The organism is Arthrobacter sp. 05T45 (assembly GCF_056395875.1).
Genome location: NZ_JBFTKI010000004.1, coordinates 138136 through 161218, shown reverse-complemented (window position 1 = coordinate 161218; position 23083 = coordinate 138136). Strand labels below are relative to the sequence as shown.

Annotated in this window: 23 protein-coding genes and 1 pseudogene; 12 read left to right on the top strand and 12 right to left on the bottom strand. The window is 65.2% G+C overall.

The genetic code is table 11. The features are described from left to right. Positions 1-272: 272 nt before the first annotated feature. On the top strand, positions 273-1511 hold the full coding sequence (locus tag AC1DGD_RS06865) for an IS256 family transposase (protein WP_476851112.1): 1239 nt from the start codon (positions 273-275) through the stop codon (positions 1509-1511). Positions 1512-1589: 78 nt separating this feature from the next. Here AC1DGD_RS06865 and AC1DGD_RS06860 read toward each other — a convergent pair whose 3' ends face one another. The 6 genes from AC1DGD_RS06860 to AC1DGD_RS06835 all read right to left on the bottom strand — a co-directional run bounded on the left by AC1DGD_RS06860 (position 1590) and on the right by AC1DGD_RS06835 (position 9058). Continuing rightward, a complete protein-coding gene (locus tag AC1DGD_RS06860; protein WP_476856337.1) occupies positions 1590-3356 on the bottom strand; it encodes a glycoside hydrolase family 15 protein in 1767 nt (588 codons plus the stop codon). 82 nt (positions 3357-3438) lie between these two features. Next, on the bottom strand, positions 3439-4545 hold the full coding sequence (locus AC1DGD_RS06855; protein ID WP_476851087.1) for an enolase C-terminal domain-like protein: 1107 nt from the start codon (positions 4543-4545) through the stop codon (positions 3439-3441). A gap of 5 nt (positions 4546-4550) precedes the next feature. Beyond that, positions 4551-6344, bottom strand: a complete 1794-nt coding sequence (locus tag AC1DGD_RS06850; protein ID WP_476851088.1) for a thiamine pyrophosphate-requiring protein — start codon at positions 6342-6344, stop codon at positions 4551-4553. Then, positions 6322-7983: a GMC family oxidoreductase gene (locus AC1DGD_RS06845; protein ID WP_476851089.1), complete on the bottom strand. Its 1662-nt coding sequence runs from the start codon at positions 7981-7983 to the stop codon at positions 6322-6324. Before AC1DGD_RS06845 ends, AC1DGD_RS06850 begins: the two co-directional genes overlap by 23 nt. Then, complete coding sequence (locus tag AC1DGD_RS06840) at positions 7980-8630, bottom strand: gluconate 2-dehydrogenase subunit 3 family protein (RefSeq protein WP_441410672.1); 651 nt, start codon at positions 8628-8630, stop codon at positions 7980-7982. The genes AC1DGD_RS06845 and AC1DGD_RS06840 overlap by 4 nt, the downstream gene beginning before the upstream one ends. Beyond that, positions 8627-9058 (bottom strand): hypothetical protein, encoded by a 432-nt coding sequence (locus AC1DGD_RS06835; RefSeq protein WP_476856336.1) that lies wholly within the window; start codon positions 9056-9058, stop codon positions 8627-8629. Before AC1DGD_RS06835 ends, AC1DGD_RS06840 begins: the two co-directional genes overlap by 4 nt. 108 nt (positions 9059-9166) lie before the next feature. On the opposite strand from AC1DGD_RS06835, the gene AC1DGD_RS06830 reads away from it, so the two are divergent. Beyond that, positions 9167-9652: a MarR family transcriptional regulator gene (locus tag AC1DGD_RS06830; RefSeq protein ID WP_476851091.1), complete on the top strand. Its 486-nt coding sequence runs from the start codon at positions 9167-9169 to the stop codon at positions 9650-9652. A 357-nt stretch (positions 9653-10009) separates the two neighbouring features. Here AC1DGD_RS06830 and AC1DGD_RS06825 read toward each other — a convergent pair whose 3' ends face one another. Beyond that, positions 10010-11029: an SDR family oxidoreductase gene (locus AC1DGD_RS06825; RefSeq protein ID WP_476856335.1), complete on the bottom strand. Its 1020-nt coding sequence runs from the start codon at positions 11027-11029 to the stop codon at positions 10010-10012. A 370-nt stretch (positions 11030-11399) separates the two neighbouring features. Then, positions 11400-11545 (bottom strand): annotated as a pseudogene (locus tag AC1DGD_RS06820) (IS110 family transposase); the annotation flags it as partial. Positions 11546-12168: 623 nt separating this feature from the next. On the opposite strand from AC1DGD_RS06820, the gene AC1DGD_RS06815 reads away from it, so the two are divergent. The 4 genes from AC1DGD_RS06815 to AC1DGD_RS06800 all read left to right on the top strand — a co-directional run bounded on the left by AC1DGD_RS06815 (position 12169) and on the right by AC1DGD_RS06800 (position 14613). Then, complete coding sequence (locus AC1DGD_RS06815; protein WP_476851093.1) at positions 12169-12783, top strand: hypothetical protein; 615 nt, start codon at positions 12169-12171, stop codon at positions 12781-12783. 394 nt (positions 12784-13177) lie between these two features. Further along, a complete protein-coding gene (locus AC1DGD_RS06810) occupies positions 13178-13570 on the top strand; it encodes a GntR family transcriptional regulator (RefSeq protein ID WP_476851094.1) in 393 nt (130 codons plus the stop codon). Further along, positions 13567-13725 (top strand): hypothetical protein, encoded by a 159-nt coding sequence (locus tag AC1DGD_RS06805; RefSeq protein ID WP_476851095.1) that lies wholly within the window; start codon positions 13567-13569, stop codon positions 13723-13725. The genes AC1DGD_RS06810 and AC1DGD_RS06805 overlap by 4 nt, the downstream gene beginning before the upstream one ends. A 60-nt stretch (positions 13726-13785) precedes the next feature. Next, positions 13786-14613 carry a DUF1648 domain-containing protein gene (locus AC1DGD_RS06800; protein WP_476851096.1) on the top strand — a complete coding sequence of 276 codons (828 nt, stop codon included), beginning with the start codon at positions 13786-13788 and terminating at the stop codon, positions 14611-14613. Positions 14614-14959: 346 nt separating this feature from the next. On the opposite strand, the gene AC1DGD_RS06795 is transcribed toward AC1DGD_RS06800, so the two are convergent. Continuing rightward, the gene (locus AC1DGD_RS06795; protein ID WP_476851097.1) at positions 14960-15364 is read right to left on the bottom strand and encodes a VOC family protein; all 405 of its coding nucleotides are present in this window, start codon (positions 15362-15364) and stop codon (positions 14960-14962) included. A 98-nt stretch (positions 15365-15462) separates the two neighbouring features. Between AC1DGD_RS06795 and AC1DGD_RS06790 the strand changes: the two genes are divergently transcribed. Continuing rightward, on the top strand, positions 15463-16650 hold the full coding sequence (locus tag AC1DGD_RS06790) for an FAD-dependent monooxygenase (RefSeq protein ID WP_476851098.1): 1188 nt from the start codon (positions 15463-15465) through the stop codon (positions 16648-16650). Between the two features lie 106 nt (positions 16651-16756). After that, positions 16757-16987, top strand: coding sequence for an SRPBCC domain-containing protein (locus tag AC1DGD_RS06785; RefSeq protein WP_476851099.1), 231 nt, complete (start codon positions 16757-16759; stop codon positions 16985-16987). Between the two features lie 108 nt (positions 16988-17095). Here AC1DGD_RS06785 and AC1DGD_RS06780 read toward each other — a convergent pair whose 3' ends face one another. Further along, positions 17096-18073: an MIP/aquaporin family protein gene (locus AC1DGD_RS06780; RefSeq protein ID WP_476851100.1), complete on the bottom strand. Its 978-nt coding sequence runs from the start codon at positions 18071-18073 to the stop codon at positions 17096-17098. Between the two features lie 253 nt (positions 18074-18326). Here AC1DGD_RS06780 and AC1DGD_RS06775 point away from each other — a divergent pair, with 253 nt between their 5' ends. Beyond that, positions 18327-18755 carry a hypothetical protein gene (locus tag AC1DGD_RS06775; RefSeq protein ID WP_441410660.1) on the top strand — a complete coding sequence of 143 codons (429 nt, stop codon included), beginning with the start codon at positions 18327-18329 and terminating at the stop codon, positions 18753-18755. Between the two features lie 969 nt (positions 18756-19724). Here AC1DGD_RS06775 and AC1DGD_RS06770 read toward each other — a convergent pair. Then, positions 19725-20612: a response regulator gene (locus tag AC1DGD_RS06770; protein WP_476856334.1), complete on the bottom strand. Its 888-nt coding sequence runs from the start codon at positions 20610-20612 to the stop codon at positions 19725-19727. Between the two features lie 25 nt (positions 20613-20637). Continuing rightward, the gene (locus tag AC1DGD_RS06765) at positions 20638-21066 is read right to left on the bottom strand and encodes a hypothetical protein (protein WP_476851102.1); all 429 of its coding nucleotides are present in this window, start codon (positions 21064-21066) and stop codon (positions 20638-20640) included. Between the two features lie 486 nt (positions 21067-21552). Between AC1DGD_RS06765 and AC1DGD_RS06760 the strand changes: the two genes are divergently transcribed. The 3 genes from AC1DGD_RS06760 to AC1DGD_RS06750 all read left to right on the top strand — a co-directional run bounded on the left by AC1DGD_RS06760 (position 21553) and on the right by AC1DGD_RS06750 (position 22552). Next, the gene (locus AC1DGD_RS06760) at positions 21553-21927 is read left to right on the top strand and encodes a hypothetical protein (protein ID WP_476851103.1); all 375 of its coding nucleotides are present in this window, start codon (positions 21553-21555) and stop codon (positions 21925-21927) included. Between the two features lie 100 nt (positions 21928-22027). Further along, positions 22028-22225, top strand: coding sequence for a hypothetical protein (locus AC1DGD_RS06755; RefSeq protein ID WP_476851104.1), 198 nt, complete (start codon positions 22028-22030; stop codon positions 22223-22225). A gap of 180 nt (positions 22226-22405) precedes the next feature. Then, on the top strand, positions 22406-22552 hold the full coding sequence (locus tag AC1DGD_RS06750) for a lmo0937 family membrane protein (RefSeq protein ID WP_476856333.1): 147 nt from the start codon (positions 22406-22408) through the stop codon (positions 22550-22552). Positions 22553-23083 lie beyond the last annotated feature (531 nt).

The following is a 23083-nucleotide window of genomic DNA, read 5'->3' as shown; positions in this document are numbered from 1 at the left end:
GCCGCCGGGCAGCAAAGGGCCGGACACGAACGACAGCCGTTCCACGATCGAAGCGCCCTGCCCCTATATGTCACACACACCGGTTCACAACGAACAACTGCTCCCCGCCAGCCAATTTTCCGCAAGGTGACTTGCGGCTGGTCTCAGTTTTCGTCGAAATATCTCGGCCTCCGTATGGTCAGTGGCGGGGAGTGTCTGAATAACGGTGGATTCAGGGTTGGCCAGACACACCGGGCGATGCCTGGCGGGGAGGACTGATCATGAGCGGAACCATGGATCCCATGGCGACTGAATTGGATCAGCAAGAGTTAGCGCAGCAGCTCCTGGCCCAGGCCAAAGAGCAGGGTATCGATCTCGTCGGCCCGGACGGGCTGTTGAACCGGCTGACGAAAAACGTCCTGGAGACCGCTCTGGAAGCGGAGATGGACGAACACCTCGGATACGAAAAACACGACGTGTCCGGGCGCGGGAGCGGGAACTCCCGCAACGGCACCCGCACCAAGACCGTCATGACGGAGATCGGGCCGGTGGAGATCGACGTGCCGCGGGACACCGGTGCGACGTTCGATCCGCAGACCGTGAAGAAACGCCAGCGCCGGCTGACGGGAGTCGACGAGATCGTGTTGTCGCTGAGCGCGAAAGGGCTCACGACCGGAGAAATCGCAGCCCACTTCGCCGAGGTGTTCGGCGCCAGGGTCTCGAAGGACACGATCTCGAGGATCACCGAGAAGGTCATCGGCGAGATGACCGAGTGGCAGAACAGGCCGCTGGACCGCGTCTACCCGGTGGTGTTCATCGACGCTATCCACGTCAAGATTCGTGACGGGCAGGTCACGAACCGGCCGGTCTATGTCGCTATCGGTGTCAGCGTCAACGGTGAACGCGACATCCTCGGGCTATGGGCCGGGGACGGCGGCGAAGGCGCAAAGTTCTGGCTCTCGGTGCTGACCGAGATCAAGAACCGCGGCGTGGAGGACGTCTGCATCACGGTCTGCGACGGACTCAAAGGCCTGCCGGAGGCCATCAACACCGTGTGGGAACTCGCCGTCGTCCAGACCTGCATCGTGCATCTGATCCGGAACACCTTCCGGTATGCGGCCCGGCAGTACTGGGACGAGATGTCCCGTGATCTGCGCCCGGTCTACACGGCACCGTCCGAGGCCGCGGCCAAGGAAAGGTTCGTAGAGTTTTCGACCAAGTGGGGCCGGCAGTACCCGGCGGTGACCCGGCTGTGGGAGAACGCCTGGAGCGAGTTCGTGCCGTTCCTGGACTACGACGTCGAAATCCGGCGGGTCATCTGCAGCACCAACGCCATCGAATCCCTCAATGCCCGCTACCGGCGCGCGGTCCGGGCCAAGGGCCATTTCCCCACCGAGCAGGCGGCCCTGAAATGCCTGTACCTGGCGACCCGGGCACTGGACCCGACCGGCAAAGGCAGGGCACGATGGGCCTCACGGTGGAAGCCGGCCCTGAATGCCTTCGCCATCAGCTTCGACGGAAGAATCAACTAAATGCCAACGGTGAATCCACCGTTAAACGGACACTCCCCAGTGGCGGTGTCCTCCTGCAAGAGGGTGTGTTAACTGTCGTCATGGTGCCGCCGGCCGGGCGAGGCGGTGAGCTGTTTCGAGCATGGCGGCGTGGACGAACGCCTGGGGGAAGTTGCCGCGCAGCTGGCGCTGTTCGACGTCGTATTCTTCGGTGAACAGTCCCGGGGAACCGCAGGCGGCCCGGTTGCGTTCAAAGAGTCTGAATGCGTCTGTGGTGTTGCCCTGCTCATGTTCGGTCAGGGCCAAGAAGAAGCCGCACAGGAGGAAGGCGCCTTCGGCGTCCGCCAGGGGGCCTGGCCCGTGCCTGAACCTGTAAACGTATCCATCATCGAGGAGTTCTTTCCTCACGGCCGCTGCCGTGGCGAGGGAGCGGCCGTCGCCGGTGGGGACGGCTCCGCGGATGGCGGGAAGAAGCAGTGCCGCGTCGATCCTCTCGTCGTCGGCCGATCGTTGCCATCTGCCGCTGGGGTGCGTGCAGGTGTCGGCTGTATGTGCCAGAATCCTGTCTGCCAGTGGTCCCCAGGCAGAGGCCAGGGTGGCGGGGGCATACCGGGAGACGGCTTTGAGGCCGGCGACGCACATCAGCCGTGAATGGGTCCACCGTTCGTTCTCGAGTTCCCAGATGCCGGCATCCGGCTCGGCCCACTTCTCCTCTATGGCCGCCACCGCCTGCTCCACTGCGTGCCAGTGCCTGTTGTCGAGGTGGTCATGGCGGGCGGCGGTGGCGAAAAGCAGCAGGGCTTCGCCGAGACTGTCCAGCTGGAATTGCCCGTTTACCCAGTTGCCGACCTTGTCCGTCCCGCCCGGGTAACCCGGAAGGTCGAGTGTGTGCTCGTCCGGGACCCTGCCGCCGCGGACGGTGTAAGCGGGTTTGAGGCTGGTTCCGTCCGCCAGCAACCGTTCGCTGACGAAATGCACCGCACTGTCGAGGAGGCCGGTGGCTCCGCCGGCACCGGCGGCCTGGCCGGCAATGCATTGATCCCGGATCCAGGCGTAGCGGTAGTCGTAGTTGCGTTTTGCCTCGTCACGCTCCGGCAGGCCCATGGTGGCGGCTGCGGCCATGGCACCGGTTGCGCCCGTCATCCCGCGCATGACCGCGTAAGCCCGGCGGGCGTCGGCAGGGGCAACAGTCCCGTTCATTGCAGGTACCGTCGTGGCCCAGGCGCGCCCGGTGGCCGTCCAGAGATCCGCAGGGACGGGCGGCCGGGCCGGCAGCGGCCCGGTGGAAAGCTCCATCACGACGTGGTGTTCCTCCCCGGGCCTAAGCTGAACATCCTGTTGCAGCACGCCATCGTTCGCGTTTGCCCGGCCCATCCCGCTGACGCGAAGGTGCAGTCCGCCGCCCTCACCTGACCACACACCGTCCCCGCCGTTGGAAAGGTCCACCCGGCACCGGCCGAAGCCCGGCCGGGGGTGCAGGAGGACCCGGACCGGCGCGGTGCCCGAGATGACCCGGATATGACGCATCAGCACCGCCAGGGCGGGGTCCCCCGGCATCGCGAGGGCCTCGCGGCATTCGACGATGCCGTCCGTGGTGACCCAGCGACTGTTCCAGATCAGTGTGCCGTCGTCGTAGTGCCCTCCCCACACATAGCGCGGGTTCAGGGGTGTCACGGAAAATGCCCCGGCGCCGCCCACCAGGGACGAGAACACGGCGGGGTCATCCCATTGCGGGGCACACAGCCAGACAACGTCACCGCGCGGGCCGATCACCGCGCCCCGTTCACCGTCCGCCAGCAGGGCATAGTCGCGCAGAACCTGGGGCGGGAAGAAGACTTCCCCGCCATCGGGCTGGGCTGGTGTCATCAGGTGTCCGCCCGACCCGTACCGGCATGCGTGCGTCCCTGAAAAGCTGAGTGTTTCAAACTGGCTCCTTCTGGTCTATGGCCTAGATTCGGTAGGGTTCGGCGTCCAGGGCCCGGAAAATGAGTCCGTTGCCGGGCCGGTCGTCGCTGGGCCGAACGCTGCCTCCTTGTGGATCGGGCGTCCCGTCGAAGAACATCTCCTCGATCCGGACGTGGTCGTGGAACCACTCCAAGTGACGGAAATTGCGGGTGCTTGCAGCCGCGGGCACGGTCAGGTTCGGTGCACAGTGCCCGGAGACTTCCAGGCCGTGGGCCGCGGCTACCGCGGCGGCCCGGAACCACTCCGTGATTCCCCCGCAGCGGCTCACATCCACTTGAAGGCAGTCAACGGCGCCGGCGCCGCACATCTGCTGGAAATAGAACAGGGTCGTACCGTATTCGCCGGCTGCGACATCCGCCGTGACAGACTGCCGGACCTGGCGAAGCCCCTCAAGGTGATCGCTGGATACCGGTTCTTCGAACCACGTCAGATCCTGCTCTGCCGCGGCGTCGAAAACCCGAACGGCTTGCTTGGCCGTGTAAGCGCCGTTGGCGTCGACGAACAGCTGAACGTGCGGCCCGATGGTGTCCCGTGCCTGACGGATCCGGAGGAGGTCGCGGGCCGTGTTCGCGCCGCGGTCCTCGCCGATTTTGATCTTGACCCGCGGGATCTGTTGCTGGCCGGTCCAGCCCTCCAGCTGGCGTCGGAGCTGGGCCTCTGAATAGGTGGTGAACCCGCCGCTGCCGTAAATCTCCACCTCCGCCCGCGCCGCCCCGAGGAGCCGGTGCAGGGGAAGGCCGAGGATCCGTGCCTTGAGGTCCCAGAGCGCGCAGTCGACGGCGGAGATCGCGTAGCCGGCCAGTCCGGGGCGTGGAGTGTTGCGCACCGCCCGGGCCATGGCTTCGGCCGCTGCAGGAACGTCGAAAGGGTTGAGCCCGGTAACGGCCGGTTCCAGGGTCTCCTTGATCAGCGCCGCGCAGGCCCCCGGCGCGAAGGTCCAGCCGATGCCGGTCCAGCTGCCGGCCACGGCCTGGACCAGGACGATGGTGGTGGCGTCCCACGCCAAGGTTCCGTCGCCCTCCGGCGCGCTGGTCGGCACCGTGTAGGCCGAGACGTCAAGACGTCCCAGCTGAAGGCTTGAATCGATCATGACGGTCAATCCTTCTTGTGCGGGAGGAACTCCTGGGCCTTGGCTTTGACGCCTTCTTTGATGATGCCCCAGCCGCTGTCGTCGCCCTTCATGACCGCTTTTGCGCTGTTGAGTGCCTGTTCCAGGGTGGCGTGGGGCGGGATTGGCGGGATGTCCGGGTCTGTGCGCACATCCAGAACGGTCGGCCGGTCCGCTGCGAGTGCCTTCTCCCATGCGTCCCCGAGTTCGTCGGGGGACCCCACGCTGATGCCCTGCAGCCCGAGGCTGGACGTGAAAGCCGCGTAGTCGACGTCGGGAAGGGCTTGGGATTCACGGAACGCCGGGGCCCCTCCCATGGCCCGCATTTCCCAGGTCACCTGGTTCAGGTCATCGTTGTGCAGGATCGCAACGATGAGCCTGGGATCAGTCCACTCGCGCCAGTAGCGCTGGATGGTGATGAGCTCGGCCATGCCGTTCATCTGCATGGCACCGTCCCCGGCGAAGGCGATCACAGGACGTGCGGGGTGGGCGAATTTTGCTCCAATGGCGTAGGGCACCGCCGGTCCCATGGTGGCCAGGTTGCCGGACAAGGAGCCGCGGATGTGGCCATGAAACTTCAGTTGCCGGGCGTACCAGTTGGCCGCGGATCCGGAGTCTGCTGTGAGGATTGCGTCGTCAGGCAGCCGGTCGGAGAGCTCGGAGAAGAGCCGCATGGGGTTGATGGGGCTGGCTTCGACCATGGCCTCGGCGCGCATGGTCTCCCACCACCGGGTGATTTTCGTTTCCAGGTCTGCGCGCCAGGACTGGTTCTGTTTCCGCTGCAGATGCGGAATCAATGCCCGCAGGGCGGTGGCGGAATCGGCGACGATGTTGAATTCGTAGGGGTACCGCAGTCCGATCATGCCTGGGTCGATGTCGATCTGGACACCGCGCGCCTGCCCTTCTTCCGGCATGAACTGGGTGTAGGGGAAGCTTGATCCGATGGTCAGCAGGGTGTCGCAGTCGCGCATCATTTCGTAGCTGGGGCGGGTTCCGAGAAGGCCGATTGATCCGGTCACATAGGGAAGATCGTCGGGCAGGGAGTCCTTGCCGAGCAGCGCCTTGGCAACGCCTGCGCCCAGCAATTCCGCGACCTGGCGGACCTCCGCGGCCGCGCCACGGGCCCCCCGGCCAATGAGCATGGCCACTTTGCTTCCCTCGTTGAGCAGCTGGGCCGCGCCGCGAATCGCGTCGTCGTTGGGCTGGATTTCAGGCCAACGGATGCCGAGGCTGGAAGGAACCATCTTGAAGGCGTGCGTCGGTGGCGTGTACTCCAATTCCTGGACATCGGACGGGATGATGACCGCCGTCGGGGCCTTCCTTGCCAGGGCTATCCGTACGGCCCGGTCCAGGACGTTGGGGAGCTGCTCGGGGACCGTGACCATCTGGAGGTACTCGGAGGCCACGTCCTTGAAGAGGCTCAGCAGATCCACTTCTTGCTGGTAGGAGCCTCCCATCGCGCTGCGGGCTGTCTGGCCGACGATCGCCACCACCGGCACGTGGTCCAGTTTCGCGTCGTACAGCCCGTTGAGCAGGTGGATCGCGCCCGGGCCGGAGGTGGCCATGCAGACCCCGACCTTGCCGGAGAACTTGGCATAGCCGACGGCTTCGAAGGCACTCATTTCTTCGTGTCGGGCCTGAATGAATTTCGGTTCGTTGCCGGCTTTCCCAAAGGCAGCGAGCAACCCGTTGATGCCGTCCCCCGGAAAAGCAAAAACTTTGTCCACGCCCCATTCGCGGAGCCGGGCCAGCAAATAATCAGCAACTGTCTGTGATGCCATGATCAGTTTCCCTTCCAGTGCTCAGTCTTTCGGCGGCGCGGGCCGCCACCGCCATGATCGTCAGCGCCGGGTTCGCGCTTCCCTGTGTCGGCAACACGCTGCCGTCGGTGATGAACAGGTTCGGAACGGCGAAGCTGCGGCACATCTGGTCGACCACGCCATGGCGTTCGTCGGCAGCCATCCGCGCCCCGCCCACCAGATGGGCGAAGCGTTTGATGGTCATGACTTCGTCCGCGCCTGCAGCTTTCAGGATCTTCTCCATGACATCCTGCGCGGCGCCCATCAGTTGCCGGTCGTTCTCGCATTGGCTGTAGCTGAACTCGGCAACCGGCAGCCCGGTCCGGTCTTTTTCCTCCGCCAAGGTGACACGGTTTCCTTCCAGCGGAAGAAATTCGCACAGCGCGCCCAGGCAGGCCCAATGCGGAAAGTCGCTCATGTAGCGGCGCAAGTCCGCTCCCCAATGTCCCTGGGCGGAGACGTGCTCGGCCCAGGTGATGGGCAGCGGCGAAACGGTCTGAATGGAGAATCCGCGCTTGTAGGGCTTGGTGGGGTCCGTTTCATAGAAGTCCTCAGTGCTGACTTCCGGCGGCGGAGCCTTCCACATGCGTACCTCCGCGTCGAACCGGCCCGCCGTTTGCGGCGCGCCCTGGACCATCACGTACCGGCCGACCTGGTCGAAGTCGTTGCACATACCCTGCGGGAATCTCGCTGAGGTCGAATTCAGCAGGAGACGCGGTGTTTCGATCGAATATCCGGCGACGGCCACCATCCGCGCCCGCTGGAACCGTTCCCGCCCGTGCCGGGTGTAGTGGACACCGGTGGCCCTGCCGGTCCCTTCGTCGAAGCCGATGCGGGTCACCATCGAATCGGCCCGCACTTCGGCGCCGTGGGCGAGTGCGTCCGGAATGTGGGTTATCAGGGGCGAGGCCTTCGCGTTCACCTTGCAGCCTTGAAGGCAAAAGCCCCGGTAAATGCAGTGTGGCCGGTTGCCGAAGCGGCCGTTGGCGATCGCGACCGGACCGACCTTGGCCGTGATCCCGCAGGCGCGTGCACCGCGGAGGAAGAGCTCTCCGTTGCCCGAGACGGGGTGAGGCCGGTGCGGATACCGGTGCGGATCGCCCCACGGCCAGGGTTCTCCGGCCACCGGGAGTTCCCCTTCGATGTCCTCATAAAAGGGACGCAGATCCGCGTAGTCCAGGGGCCAGTCGGCGCCGACGCCGTCCGTGGTGAAGGTGCGGAAGTCGCTGGGGTGGAACCGGGGCGTGTATCCGGCGTAGTGCACCATGGAACCGCCCACCCCGCGGCCTGAGTTGTTCGATCCGAGGGGCACGGGGTCATCACCGCCGATCACGCGCGGATCGGTCCAATACAGTTGATGCGAGCCGGCCTCGTCACTCACCCAGTCACGCTCAGGGTCCCAGAACGGGCCAGCATCGAGGGCGACCGCCCGCCATCCCGCGCGGGCCAGCCGTTGCAGCATGGTTGAGCCGCCCGCTCCGCACCCCACGATAACGATGTCCACTTCGTCACGGTCATCGAACACGCGCATGTCATCGCGCAGCCGGTGGTTGCTGCCCGGGCCGGCCGGCAGCAGCCACGCGGATTCATTACGGCTCCGCACGCTCCGCACGTGGCTCACCTCCGGGTTCCACCGTCCAGCGCCACGGGGTCCTCCGTGGGTCTGGTATCGGCCACTTCGAACGGTTCCAGCCGGTTGAGTCCCACATTTTTATACCCGCGGGGGTACGCGGGCCCCCCGAATCCGATCTCGTCCCACGCCCACGGATGTGAGTAAAAGGCTGTGCACGCGTAGCGGGTCCACAGCCCCCACACGCGTCCGGCCGGCAGGCCCTGCCATGACGAAGCGCCCAGGTCCCTGACGGTCCGGAGCAGGTCGGCCTGCCGGTCGTCGTTGCAGCTGGCGAACGTCTGGTTGAACGCCTCTTCCGCCGCACGGTCCAGCGCCGACAGCGATGTCCGCCAGGCCTGTCCGTCTTCAGGCATGTCCTCGAAGCGCCAGCCGTCGGTCTGGTTCTCGGCCAGGCGCGCGTCGACGAAGTTAACGACCGGGACGCGGGGCTCGGCATGCTGGTCAAGGAGTTGGTCAAAGAGTGCCCTGGCAGTGGCCTCTTCGGCCGGGGTGAAGAAACGGATGTCGGCGGGTCGCGCCAGCCGGCCCAGGACCACGCCCGCGGTTGCCCGGTCCCAATGGCCCGACTGGGCGAGCGTGCTGAACCCCGGGTACCGGCCACCACCGGCGCCCCTATCCAGGGGAAGCCGGCTCATCGCTCCCGCCTGAGAACGGAAGCCAGCAGCCCCATACCGCCGACCAATGTCACCAGCAGCGGCGCCAGCAGCGGCGGTCCCATCTCCAGGTTGTAGCGCAGATTGGAGAATCCGCCCGGTTTTTGGGCTACTCCCCGGGCATGCAGATAGGTTCCCTGCAGCCCATTGGCCACTATCGCGGCACTGGCGATCGGCAATACAGTTTTGGCCATCCTGCGGCTGAAGACCCCGGCAAGCCCGGCCGCGGCGCCCACCGGACCAAGCGCCACGGGCAGCCACATCCATTTGTTCCCGAAGCTGGCCTTGTCATGTTCGAAGTAGATTTCTGCCGCTGTCACCAAGGCCCCCGCTGCGGTGAGCCCGGAAAGAGACCGTTCGAATCTGCCCGTTTTCACGTTGCGGACCAGGCGATCAACGAGGTGGGTCATTTCCCTTTCGGGTGCATGCTTCATGGTGCGCTCCTCCGCAATCAGGAAAAATACGTGCCGCTGGGCAAACTTTGCTGCTCCGCAAGCACCGGGGTAATACTGGGGTGCGTGGAAAGAAACAGCGACGAGCGCGCCGACGCCCAGATCGATGCGGTCCTTAGGGCCGCGAACGTGCTGCTGCGTGTCGTGGCCCAGTCAGTTGTCGAAGTCGAAGACATTGTCACCAGCCCCCAGCTGCGGGTGCTGGTAATGATTGCCTCGCGCGGACCGCAAAATCTCGGTGCGGTAGCCATGGAACTGGGGGTCCACCCGTCCAACGCCACCCGCACCTGCGACCGGCTGGTCAATGCCGGACTGATCGCGCGGCGCGATGACCCCGCGGACCGGCGGTACGTGGAGTTGTCCCTGACCCCTGAAGGCGCGTCGCTGGTCAACACCGTCCTGGAGCACCGGCGAAACGCCGTTGCCGCGGTGATGGGACGGATGACAAACGAGTTGCGCGGCGCCACGGCGCTGGGAATGGACGCGTTTGCCGCGGCGGACGGCGGCGAAGGCACCGAAGACGGCAGGTTCACCATCGACCTGCACGTGTGACCGGCGCCGCTGCCAGGCGCGCAAGCAACACCGCTGACGATGATCATCCGAACTCCCCCGCCGCGAAAACCAACGCAAGCGCCGCGCTGACTCCCGCAGACCTCCGATGACGGCTATCCAACACGGCGACCCCGGCCATACTCGCGGCGTGGACCACATCCACACTGCCTCCGACAAGGTGGGCAGAGCGCCCGCCGCGGACAGTCAGCACCGCCTGAACCAGGTGCCGTGCGCCCAGAATCCGGATCACCACGCGGGTCCTGCCATCCGGCATCTCACCCAGTAGCAGGCCGGAAACATAATCCGGTGCCAACGGCTCGCACATCCCGTACGCCGCCCGGACCAATTCCAGCGGCTTCACCGGTTCGCCGACCGCAAAAGCGCGCGGCCCGCGACGGCCACGGAGGCGAGGAGCCCGGCTGCGGCCGCGCCCACCGCTGCATAGTGCTGGGAGGCCCACAGCTGCGCGCTGCGGTTGGAGGCCCTGGAATCAAAAATACCGCGCGTCCCGAAATCCTTCCGTTTGTCGGCAGGTTCCCAGAGATTCTTGGGCTGGTCGGGATGGCGGGGTTCCGCGGTCTGCTGGGCGTTGAAGCCTGTCTTGGCCAGGTAGCGGTCGAGCAGGCCTGGGGCGACGGCGTTCGCGATGAGTGTCCCCGCAGTGCTGCCGCCGACCCAGTACTCCCGACGCTGTGGATGCTCCGCCGCGTACACGACCGCCCGGGCGGCCAGCTCCGGCTGGTAAATCGGCGGCACGGGCTGCGCCTGTCGCGGAAGGCGGGACAGGACCCAGGAAAACTGGGGCGTGTTGACCGCCGGCATTTGCACCATCGTGGTGTGGATCCCGCTCGACTCATGCAGCAGTTCACACCGCAGCGATTCATTGAAACCCTGGATAGCATGTTTCGCGCCGCAGTAGGCGGTTTGCAACGGGATGCCCCGGTAGGCCAGGGCCGAGCCGACCTGCACTATGACGCCGCGGTTTCGCGGCCGCATGCGCTTCAAGGCCGAGATGGTTCCGTAGACGTAACCGAGGTAGCTGACCTCGGTCACGCGTGCGAACTCAGCTGCGGAAATTTCCGAAAAGGGGGAGAAAACCGAAGTGAAGGCAACGTTGACCCAGACGTCGATGGGCCCCAACTCGCGCTCAATTCGCTCGGCGGCAGCATCCACAGCATCGGCGTCGGCGACATCGACGCTCAAAGTCCACGCGCGGCCGCCGGCGGCCTCCACCTCCTGCGCGGCCCCGGCCAGACCTGCCTCGCCACGGGCAAGCAAGGCAACGGTGGCGCCTTGACGGCCAAAGGCAACCGCCGATGCGCGCCCGATTCCGCCACTGGATCCGGTAATAGCGACGATACGCCGGGCCTTGTCCATGAGGGTGACTCCTTAGAGTGTCAGCAATCGCGTCAGCTTCCCGCCCTTCCTGCACGGGCGCCGAGCCGGGTCCCCCACTAAGTCTTCAATCTAACGGGAATCATTGCGTAACCGCAACAGTATGCAGGCTTATGGATCTCAGGAAAATACCTGACTGTGGCGGCCCTTGGGTCGTTCTGGTCGACATGGCCCTTCCGCATGCTGGCGACTCTGCACTATTGCAAAGCATGCGTCACGACCAGGAACCCCGGATCAACCGTTATCCAGATACTCCTGGAGAGGGTTCCGTGGACGACCGATTCGGCACGAGTGGAGCTCCGCAGGCCCGTGTCGTCAGGTGGCCATAGAGCCCGCCTGCGGGAACTCGGATGTAGGTGGTGCCGTCGCGGAGCACGGCCCAGAGAAGGTTGAGGCGGCGCCGGGCCAGGGAGAGCATGGTCTGGGTGTGGGTCTTGCCTTCGGCGCGCTTTCGGTCGTAGTAGGTCCGGGAGGCGGGCTGCTCTTCAGGGCCGAGAGATCCGACCTGTAGAAAACCCGCAGGAGCTGCCGGTCGTAGCCGCGGGGCGGTGGAGGTTGCCGGGGCTCCTGCCGGAGTCCCGCGGGGGTCCGGTGTTTGGTCCGGATCACGGCCGGTGTGAAGCGGGGCGGCCGGGCTCCAACGCCCCACCCGGTCGAACCACAAATCGGGAATTTCCTGTCTCCGGAGCAACGACCGTGGCCTGCACTCCGGCTCCCAAGCTCGGAGATCGCCGCGGCAACGGCTTCCGCCAAGGCAAAAAGACCCCGGCCCCTCGCGGACCCTTCGGACGACGGTCAACGCGAGAGAGTCTTGAGCGGTTCGTAACTTGCGGCGGTGATGGCGCGGAAGTGGTTATGGCATGAGTGTCAACGCCGACGACAAACCGACGGAATTGCGCCACGATAGACACACCTGCCCCTTGTCTCGTCCCCGTTTCGCGGATAACCAGGCCGCGTTCGGTCGGACCCAGTCCGGTAGAGGTGACTCGGAACAGCACCGTCCCAACCCCGCCGCACGGGCTTCCGGGTCAAGTTACCGGGCGGCGAGCAAGTACCGTCGATGCCCGCGGACGGGCAAATTCGAAGGGCAGTTGGACCCAACATGACAGAAAGGAACCCCCATGAGCCCCGACTCGCGCAACGCGGGCACACCCAAGACCGGGCCACTTAACACCGACCCCGTTGAACAGGCTCCGAGCGCCAAAGATCCGGCGGCGGATGAGAAGGTGCAGCTCCAGCTGGCCATTTTCGAAGTCACGCAGGTCGCCCGGGGCAAGAGCCTGGGTGAGATCCAGCAGATGCTCCTGGCTGCGTTCTCGCGCCGCGGGGTGGAACCCCCGCCCGGCATCTGGCTGGACTCGGTGGCTTCGGCGGCCTATTACGGTGAGCCCTACATCGTTGACCTCCCCGCCGCGGTGGCAGCGGACGGCGTAATGCCCGCTCCGAATGAGAAAGTGCGGCGCAGGCTTGCCTCACGTCGGCGTCTCCGACAGCAGAGGCTTCCGGCCGGTATCTTCCCCTCCTCTGCCGAATGGGAGGTGACGGACAACGAGGTCACAGGTGGCAGCACCGGCCAGCCCGCACACGGGTTTCCCCGTGCCGTCACCGGGCGGCTGGGTGGACCGGGCACGGCCTTGGCCGCGGCCGTGCTGATCGTGGCCGCCGTAGTTGCCGTGCGCGCCGTGAGCGCGGTTCGCCAGGAGCGTGCAGGCAGTCGGTCGGGCCGCCCCGGGTAACCGAGGGGCAACGACGCGGTCCTGACGAGAGCACCGAACAAGAAGAACGAACAAGCTTTTCAAGGATCTGCGGGGTGACAAAATAGCGCTGCGAAAAGACCGCCATTTATCGCTGCGAGTCACAAGCCAGCACCTGCACGGAACGTAGCGGCGCGTTCCTGGGCACGGTGATCGACCGGCATACGGACAGCTGGTTCAGGGAAAATGAAGGGGTTTATCCTCAGTCGATGGAGCGATTTGAGAAACGGTTGATAACAGTTCGCCAGGGGAATGTCCGCCCGACCGGCTCGTGGCTTTATGTGTGGGTTGATACTGCTGATGGCGCGATGGCGTACGTCGGCGCCACCGGCTTTGACCCTGAGCTGCGATAGAACAACCGTGGGAGGTGGGAAGGATGATCCTCAACGTCGACCTGGCCAGAGAGATACCGATCTATCAGCAGCTCCGGGACCAGATCGTGGAGGCGATCGCCGAAGGCGCGCTGACCGAGGGCAGCACCTTGCCGGCCACCAGGACGGTCGCGGCCGACTTCGGCATCAACTTCCACACCGTGAACAAGGCCTACGACCTCCTGCGCCAGGAAGGCCTGATCCGGCTCAACCGCAAGACCGGTGCGGTGGTGACCCCGACGGTCGCGGATCCGCCGTTCCCCGCAGAGTGGACCGCGAGGGCTCGGACCCTGCTTGCCGAGGCCTTGGCCAGAGGCCTGCCGGCCGACGAGGTTCTCGCGACCTGCCGGGCGATAGTCGAGTCATTTGATGCCAAGAAGCCAGAGGACACGCCATGACCGTTGCCATCATCCTGAGCTCCGCGGTGCTGGCACTCGCGCTCGTAATCGCCCTGGCGCTGCCCTCGATCACCAGCCCCGCCGTGCCCTTCGGGGTCCGGGTACCGCCCCAGCATGCCGGGGACCCGACGGTGGTCCGGCAGACCAGCATCTAACGCTGGCGGGTACTCCTCGGTGGAATCGCCACCGCCGCGGCCGGCGTGCTCATCTTCGCCGTGACCGGCGCAACGTTGGTGTTGCCGCTGTCGGTGCTGGTGCTCGAGGGCGTCTGGTACGGCTGCTTCTTCCTGGCCAACCACGAGATCCGGGCCGCCAAGGCCGCCGGGGGCTGGTACCGGGGCCTGCACCAGGGCATCGCGGTGGACACCGAACTGCGGACCAATCCACCGCGGTTTCCCTGGCTCTGGCTGGCCCCGGCACTGATCATCACGGCCGCCACGGTAGTGATCGGCGTGATCAGCTACCCATCGATGCCCGAAGTTCTCGCGGTCCACTACGACGCGAACGGGGTGCCCAACCGCGTGGTCGCCAAGTCGGTCGGCGCCGCCTTCTCACTGGTGTTCGTGCAGATCGGCATGACCGCGCTGCTCGCCGGTATAGCAGCGGCCATCGTCCGCAGCCGGCCCGATCTCAACCCGGCACACCCCGTTACCTCAGCGCGCTGGTACCGCCATTACATGTCACTGGGTGCCGAGGCCCTGCTCGGGCTGACCGCGATGATCGACCTGGGAATGCTGGGATCATCGCTGCTGATGTGGACCGGGACGGTCACACCGTGGGCGCCGCTGGTAATCGTCCTCCCGATCCTGACCGCCGCCGTGGTGGCCGTCGTCATCCTGGCCAGGAACAGCCGGGAGCGGAACGACGCCGAGGAAGACACCGGCCTGATCCACCGGGACGATGACAAGCACTGGCGCGGTGGCCTGTTCTACATCAACCGCGAAGACCATGCGCTGGTCGTTCCGCGCCGGTTCGGTCTGGGATGGACGCTAACTTCGGCAATCCCAGGGCAGCGATGCTTCTGGCCGGTGCGGCCGCGCTGATCGGCCTGGCGGTCAGCCTCCGTTTTGGCGGCTGACCCAGACCATAGCGTCGCGAGTGGACTTGCGTCCCTCCCCAATGTCTATCGGTAACGGCGAAAGCCCCTGCCTCGAGAGGCTTTCCCATGTGCCGGGTGTGCGGGCGGGGCGGCGTTCACAGGCCGCCTGACCAGGGTCCCGGCGCGCCCCCGGCGACCCTCATGGAGCCAACTGCCGTCTGCTCGCAGCAACGGTGGCGGACGTTCGGGACCCGTGTCCTGCATGCCCGGCGTACGCCTAAAGACTTGATGCCTCATTCCCTCCGGACGAAGGGCACGACTGTGACTGTGTGGGCCCACCGCCATTGGGATCAGGATGTCGCGAGCCGAGCCTCGGGAATCGTCGGTTCGAATAGTTCGATCGGATTGCCCGAGGGGTCTTCGATCAGTACCTGATTTCCGCCCATGCCCGTCACGATGTCATTGCGGAACTGCACGCCTGCGTCGCGGAGGGTCCGCACGGTTGCCGCGAGGTCAGACACCTCCAGCGCGAATCGATTCCACCCGCCCGGCGCGGGCCTGGTGCCGTCGGGCATGCTCTGCCCTCCTCCGCCCTGGCCGCTCGGAGCGCTGAGCAGCAGCCGCAAATCACCGCGCTCGAGCATGGCAAAAGGCGGGGCCGGATGCATGACGAGCGTGAATGCCAAATGTTCGCGGTAAAAATTGATGGATGTATCGACATCATCGACGATGTAGCGCACGCTTACGGTGGCCATAAGGAGACCTCCTTGCTCTGCACTCAGGAATACGCGCCACCTCGCGGCCTGTCAACGCGCCGAATATCAGACACGCCTACGATCGTTCGGGGCAGGACATGAAGGCAGTGGTTGTCGGGGCGGGCATAGCGGGCCTCGTCGCGGCCCGCCAGCTCGGCTTGGCCGGCTGGGACGTCGAGCTTCTCGAGAAATCGGCCGCTCCGCGTCCCGATGGCTACATGATGGACTTCTTCGGTCCGGGAGTCGAGGCTGCGGAAAGAATCGGCCTCTACCCGCGGCTCGCAGAGGTGGCCTACCATGTCGAGGCAGCCGAGTATGTGGACGCAGAAGGCCGCCCGACGTCCAGCCTCGACTACGACCAGTTCGCCCGGCTTGCCGGCGGGAAGGTCCTGAGCCTGCTGCGCCCCGACATGGAGTGCGCAGCCCTCGCCGCGCTCGACGACGTGGCCCCGGGCCGGGTGCAGGTCCGCTACGGGATGCCCGTTTCCCTGGTGTGGAATGATGAGGACGGCGTGCGGGTCGCCGTCGATGACTCGCCGGACGTGACGATCTCCGCGGACGTCCTCGTGGGCGCTGACGGCATCCATTCCGGAGTGCGCGCCCGGGTCTTCGGGCCCGAAGAGGAGTACTTGCGCCCCTTGGGCATGCGTGCTGCCGCATTCATCGTGACCGAACCGATCCTGAATGCAAGCTTCCGGAACAGGTTCGTCCTCAGCGACAGCATCGACCGGATGGTCGGGCTCTACAGCCTCCGCTCGGACGAGGTGGCGGCATTCATGGTCTACCGGGACGCCACAGGCGCACCACGGCACCTGCGGCCCGGGAGCCCGCGGGAGCGGCTGCGCCGCGAGTTCGCCGGACTCGGCCACGCGGTCGACCGGCTGCTGGACTTGTGCCCCGAGCATCCCTACGACGATGTCGTCGCACAGATCGCCATGCCGGGCTGGCAGAGGGAGCGGACCGTTCTCGTGGGGGACGCCTGCGGGGCCGTATCGCTCCTCGCGGGCCAGGGCGGCTCGCTCGCCATCGCCGGTGCCGCGCTACTGGGGGACATCCTTGGACCCGTGGCCTCACCCGAGGGGATCAGTTCGGCCCTCACCGAGTTCGAGCGACGCTGGCGACCCGTGGTCGAGGAGGCTCAAGCCGCCGGGAGACGCACCGCGTCATCGTTCCTCCCCGCGAACCGGACCCAGCGCCTCCTGCGCCGGTGGACCATACGGGCAACCCATCTGCCAGGAATCGACCGACTGGTGGCCCGCCAGATCGTGGGCAGAATTGCAAAATAAGCCCGACCCACGCCATCCCCAGTGACCATTAGTGGAAGCCGCATGAAAGACCCGCACAACACCCTGGGAATCCGAAGGACACCCTGGGAATCCGAAGGACACCCTGATGTCAGCAGGCAACGACCTGAACAGCGCGGTGACGTGGTCTCTGATTCTCGAAGGCGGCGGCACGCGGCTGATCCTCATTCACGAAGGGTTCGACCCGCAGGCGCATAGTCACGTGAGAGCTCACCGCCTCATGGCCGGCGGCTGGCGCGGACAGATACTCAAGAAGCTGACGGAAACGCTGCGCAGACCGAGGAGTGGGTATCCGCCAGTCCGGGGTAGTCGAACCTGACGACATGGCCTGCCATTGTGGTTATACGCCCGCCCGGGCCGAGCCGGCGCCTTTGAACCGGAGGAGCAAATCTCCCTGCGACGCCCATCTCTCAGAATCCTTAATCGCCTATGTTTCGGCCGTCCTTTTCGTTTCGGTCGCCGGAGGTGTCTCTCCGCCTGCCCGGCCCGGAGGCGTGGATTCCTGCAGCCTGATGCGCGCATGGAGGACGTCGCCGATGAACCAGTCGTAGAGCAGCACGCCGATCACTGCGCCGATGAAAGGCCCGACGATCGGCACCCAGAAATACCAGCTGAAGGCCCCGTCCACGGTGCCCGGCAGCGCCGTCTGCCCCCATCCGGCCAGCCAGGCAAACAGCCGTGGCCCGAAGTCACGGGCCGGGTTGATGGCATAGCCGGCGTTCGCGCCGATCGACATGCCGATGGCTGCAACGGCCAGCCCGATCATGAACGGACCCAGGTTCGCCTGGACCGCGGTATTGCGCATGTCGATGATGGCCACCACGAACATGAGGAGGAAGGCCGTGCCGACAATCTGGTCGACCAGCGGCCCCACGGGGCTGCCGTTGAAGTAGGGTGCGGGGAAGGTGGCGAAAATGGAGTAGCTGGCAAGCCCCTTCGGATCTGCACGCCCGGTCCCGACGGCCTGGTTATAGGCATCGATGGCGTCGTGATACAGCAGGTACACCATCGCGGCGCCGACGAAGGCGCCCAGAACCTGGGCGACGATATACGGACCCACTTTGCCCCAGGGAAATTTACGCCGGACTGCGAACGCCAGGGTCACTGCCGGATTGATGTGTGCGCCGCTGACGCCACCGGCAACGTAGATGGCCATCGTCACCGCCAGTGCCCATCCCCAGGTGATCAACAGCCAGTCCCCGGCGGCCAGGAAGATCGTCGTCGATGTAGCGGCCCGGCCGGATCCCGGCAAAGCGGCGACTGCCATGGCCACAACGCCGTCGCCGAAAGAGATCAGCACAAAAGTGCCGAGAAACTCTGCAAGAAGTTCACCCCAAGTGCCGCCCAACTGCTTAAGGCCGCTGCCATGACGGACTGCATTTCTGAGTGGACTGATATCGCTCATCGCGAGTGCCTCCTCGAGTCATCTGATCTACCTACCGAAATTGACAACCCCAGTAGATTTATGCTACGCCGATAGTGTCCGTAGGCAACGGTCTAAGATCTATCCGCCGTGGGCAGCACCTCGGGCCCGCCCCTCCCGTCCCGTCCCGGCAAGCCCCAGCAGGCCCGGAGGCGGATTCTGTCGGGGAGCGCGGCCCACGGTGGGCTTGGATTGCGCCGCAAAGACGCGGATTTCGTTTGGGAAAGGCACCACCATGTCCGACGACAGCAGCATTGAAGACACCCCCGATGAGGCAGGCCCGGAGAAGAAGCCGGAAGAACCAGACCTGCGCGGCCGGTACGTCGAAGGCAACTACGGCAAGGCCGGAGCGCAAAGCGGCCGCCATGCGGACGACGAGGAAGGCCAATACATCGAAGGGGACTACGGGGCGGCCGGCAGCGAAGGCGGACTGCCCGAACCCCTCGGAGACAAGGCAAAGGAATCGGGACGCTACGTGAAAGCCAACTTCGGCGACGCCGGGTCGACACCGGGCCGCACCGCTGAATCTGAAATCGGTCAGTATCCAGAGGGCAACTACGGAGCAAGCGGTTCCGTGGATCCCGTCCGCAAACCGCGCACCAAGACCGACACCGATACGGACACCGGCACCGGCACCGGCACCGGGACAGATAAACAGGAATAGTCCGGCACCTGCACCCCGCAGAACAGGCCGGGAGCGCCGTCGACCACCAGTAGTGAAACCCCCAGGCTGACGCAATATTCGGTGCCGCTGTAAACGGCACTGCTGGTCACTGACTACCCGGTCAGCAGCCCGGGTGAGAAGCCGGCCGACCGCTCACCCGAGGCGCGGCGCATTCTTTGCCTAGCCGATTCCAGAGGGAGGGCGTGGCCGGCAGCAACGCGTGACCCGCCGGTGCTTGAGTCAGCCACGAAATGAGGCACGCCTGCTCTTCCGGGGAGCGCGGGAGCTGACCTTTACCGTCCCTCACGGGCAGAATGAACGACATCGTTAATCCCGGCACGATAACGCAGAACCCTGCCCTCGAACGTGCCAGGGCGACACAGAACCGTGCAAACGACAGCTGACGCGCGCCTCCTAAACAACGCAGCCGGCGCCGCCCCAAACAAGGAACGAGCACACGGCGGGCAAGCCTCCCCCACACCCGTAGCTCCGTTGGCAGAGCAGTGAACTCTTAATCCTCGGGACGAGGGTTCAAAGCCCACAGGCGCACCCCAGGACCCCCACCGCATCACGCGCCCCCGGCGCGGAGGCAGCCCGGGCGAGTTCCAACGGCACCCGGGCCAACCATCACCGCACCCGCCTATCGGAGGGAACCCGCTGCGGCATATCAATACCTATGGCCGGGCAAGAGTAACGGTAAGAGTCCTATGGCCCTGAAACTACAAATGCCTGGCCAGCTTTCGGTCGGCCGCCCATGCCTTACCGGACCTTGGCATGCCTTCAGTCGCTTCGTTCATGTTCGCCACGGATAGCGGCCAGGCGGTGGTGACGGCCTTATCCGTCCATGTCCCCGTGCGCCCCTTCAGCGAGCCGCCGTTAAGCCTCGAACTTGGCGGCCGTCCCGGACACCACTGAGGCTCTCCGGGTCCATCAGGTTTGGAGAGCCCGCGGAATCTCCGCTCCGGACTCTTAAGTGCTGCTCTGTTGGGGACGCCTGACTCTCAGCCCGGTCCGGGCCGCAGTAAGGGCGGCGGCAAGCCGGGCGGCGTCCGTTGCCCGCTTCTGGTCCGTAGGTGGCACGGTGCCGGCCTCGCTGGTGCAATTCAACAGTGCTGCAGTGACTTCGGGGATCAGGTCCGGGAATTGGCTGGACCGGTAGCCTCCGTAGGAGGGGTTTTCGGAGTGGTCGAGGGTTGCGGTGACAAGCAGGGCGGCCTGCGTCCTGGTCGCGGTGCCGAGTTTCGTCAGGATGGTCGAGACCATGTTCTTCACGGTTTTTTCTGCCAGAAACATCTCCTTGCTGATTTGGCGGTTGCTCAGTCCTTTCCCCAGGCCGATCGCGGCAGTCATTTCCTGTTTCGTGAGGGTCAGGAGATTCTCATCCGGGCGCTGTGGCTGGAGCAGGAAGAACGGGGCCACGATCGCCGGATAAAACCGGCCGCTGTACGCGGTGTGCCCGGCCAGGGCCCGTCGGATGAGCCTGAGCTGTTCGCTGCCCTCATCGTCTTTGGACAGGCATCCCCACGCGCCGGCCAGAATGGCGTCGATCAGCACGGTCTCGCCGCCCTCCTCGGTCATCAGCACACACCGGATCCGCGGGTCCGCCACGGCAACGGCACGGCACACCTCGGCACCGGAACCGTCCGGAAGGTCATCATCAATAATGACCAGCTCCGGGCGAAGGGCAGGAATCCGCCGGACCGCTTCGCGCGCGGATCCGGATTCCCCGGCGATGCCGAGACCATCGAACTCCAGCAGCTGGCGCAACCCCCGCCTCACGACCTCGTGATCGTCCAGCAGGTATACGCCCCGACCGACAAAAGCGGTGCACGGACGGCGTTCCGGGTCAGCCATCATTGCTCCGTTCCCTAGCCCCAGGGTGTCAGTCGGGTATCTCCATTTGGAACCCGCAGCTGCAGCGCAGCACCCTGGTGCGCAGGTACACCTCCAGGGGGCCTTCACCGGTCAGTTCCGTTGAGAGCGTGGCATGGATGCTGCGCTGCTGGGATCCGGCCATTGTCATCGGTTCCCCGCAATGGAGGTAGTTGCCGCCGAACTGCAGCACCCCGGATCGTTGGCCCGGCCGGTTCAGGACCACAGCAACATCCCCCACCGAGGCGGTGTGGGCGTAAAAGAAGTCACATTCAACGCAGGTGTACGCGACGTCGACCAGCCCCATGCGCGGTGGCCGGAGGGTGTCGATGGATTCGATGATCAGGTACTCATCCGTCTGGCATTGAGCGCACCAGAGCCGCTGCCCCTGGGACCAGCTGGACGGCCCCGGTTTGCTCGGATGGGAAACGGTAGACATGACAGACTCCTTTGTCCGGGAAAGCTGGCCCACATCCAGCGGCCCCGCTTCACTCGTCGTGCCCCCGTGAATCAGGCTAACTCCCGGTCCTGACACTGACAAGGAACCGGCCAGCCGAGGGGGCCATCCCTGCACCGCCGCCCGCTGGGTCAGCCCACCCGTCCGGAACCGCGGGACGAGCCAGGCTCCGGGGCCCACTTGGAACCGTTGACCGATGCAAACCATTGCCCCCTGTAAATTCACCCACCGGACCAGGCCTTTGTCATTGCTTGCTGCCAGGTTCCAGGGACAAGGGAACGCCCTCAAGGCCCCTGCAGACACTCACGTCCGCTCCATGATGCGCCTCGAAGTCAAGGCGTATGCTCCGGTTGACAGTCGCAGCCCGGCATCTTAAATTTTCTATGTACCCGAAGCCGGGACGGTTTTGCTTCACCCCTTGATAGCTGTGCCAGTTGAGCGGCTACGCCGCGGACGCAGGAGGCCAAGATGTTGAAGTCACCGCTACACGAATTCGTCAATGACTGCATCGCCCGGAACCAGGACGCTGACGGACTCACCCAGGAAGAGCTGTACGGTCTATACCTCAGCTGGTGCTCCCTCCGGAGAACCACACCCGCTCCAGCCAGAAGTTTCAGAGCCGGGCTGCGCGCAGCGAACATCCAGCCCGACCACCCGGGCGGCCTGTGCACCGGGCTGGCGATGATTGGCCCCGCGGCCTGCGATTACATCGTCCACCGGGAACTTCCCCTCGCACCGCTCCCCCAGGGATTCCAAACCAAGGGTGCCGACGCCGACCGGACCACCCCGATCGGCCGGGGACCGGCGAAAGAAAACGGCCCGGCATCGGCTCCGGCTGCCTAGACCCCGGTCCGGTTCCTCGATCCGTGGGGGAACGCTTGCGCTCCCAGGCGTTGCAAAATTGTGCCTTTTGCCCAGAAAGATCGTGTGCGACGATGCGGTCATGAACGAACACACCGAACCCGGGCCGGCACAACGTGCCGCCGCGTGGACGCGCCGCGAGGACCTGACCACACACCAGATGCGCACCATCGGGCAACGGCGCGCTGCCGCTGAGGAAAAGCTCGCACGCCATCTCAAGGAAGCACACCACCTGGCCGGAGAACACCCTCCGGCCACGGAAAAATCTCCTGACGTATAACCGGCCACATCAGCTCCGCCCTACGCCGTGCTGGACCGGTCAGGCGCCGGGTGCGGGCGGCACGGGGACCCGAACCGAACCTGCCCGATCCCTTTAAGGGAACGCCTCGTGCCAAAATACGCAGACCAGCCAGGGCGCAGAATCAGCATTTCCATCCGCAGACAAACAAGGGAGACTCTCATGTTGCTTTGGATAGCCATCATTATCGCTGTTCTCTGGCTTCTCGGCCTGCTCGGAGGCATCGGCGGTGGGCTCATTCACCTGCTTCTGGTAATTGCCGTGGTCGTCCTGATCGTCCACTTCCTCCGCGGCAGGTCCCGCGTGTAGTCCCGCGTGTGAATAGGAACTATGTTCCCGCCGCCGCCGAGTTGTCGGACAGACCACAGGTGCCGGAAGAGCGTCCAGCGTCAACAACGGTCGTTTGACTAGTCGCCTTGAAGTGGCTTCCAAGGGCCTCTGACCGCCGAGGGAGTAAGCATGAGAACTCGGGTATCCGATCACAGCCGGCAACTCTCCCGTATTCTCTCAATCCCGAACAATTCGCTGTTGTGAGACCGCCTTTTGTTGGACGGCATTTCGAGACAGCGGCGGCCCTTGTGGTGCCGGGAACTCCTGAGGCCCTCTGCGAGCCGCCGCGTGTCTCATCAATCGATCCTTTGCTGAGATACCCCCGGGAGAAACAACGGGCATCTTCAGTTCCTAACCGGCGTCGGTCCCCTCAAGTATTGGTCATCGTGTCAGTTTCAGAAGTCGTCTGCACGGAATTTCAGAAGCCGTCTGCACTACTGCAATGACGTCCTTGTTTGGGGGGTGGGCCGACATCATCGAAGGCACACTCTGAGCCTTGGGAAGTCCTAC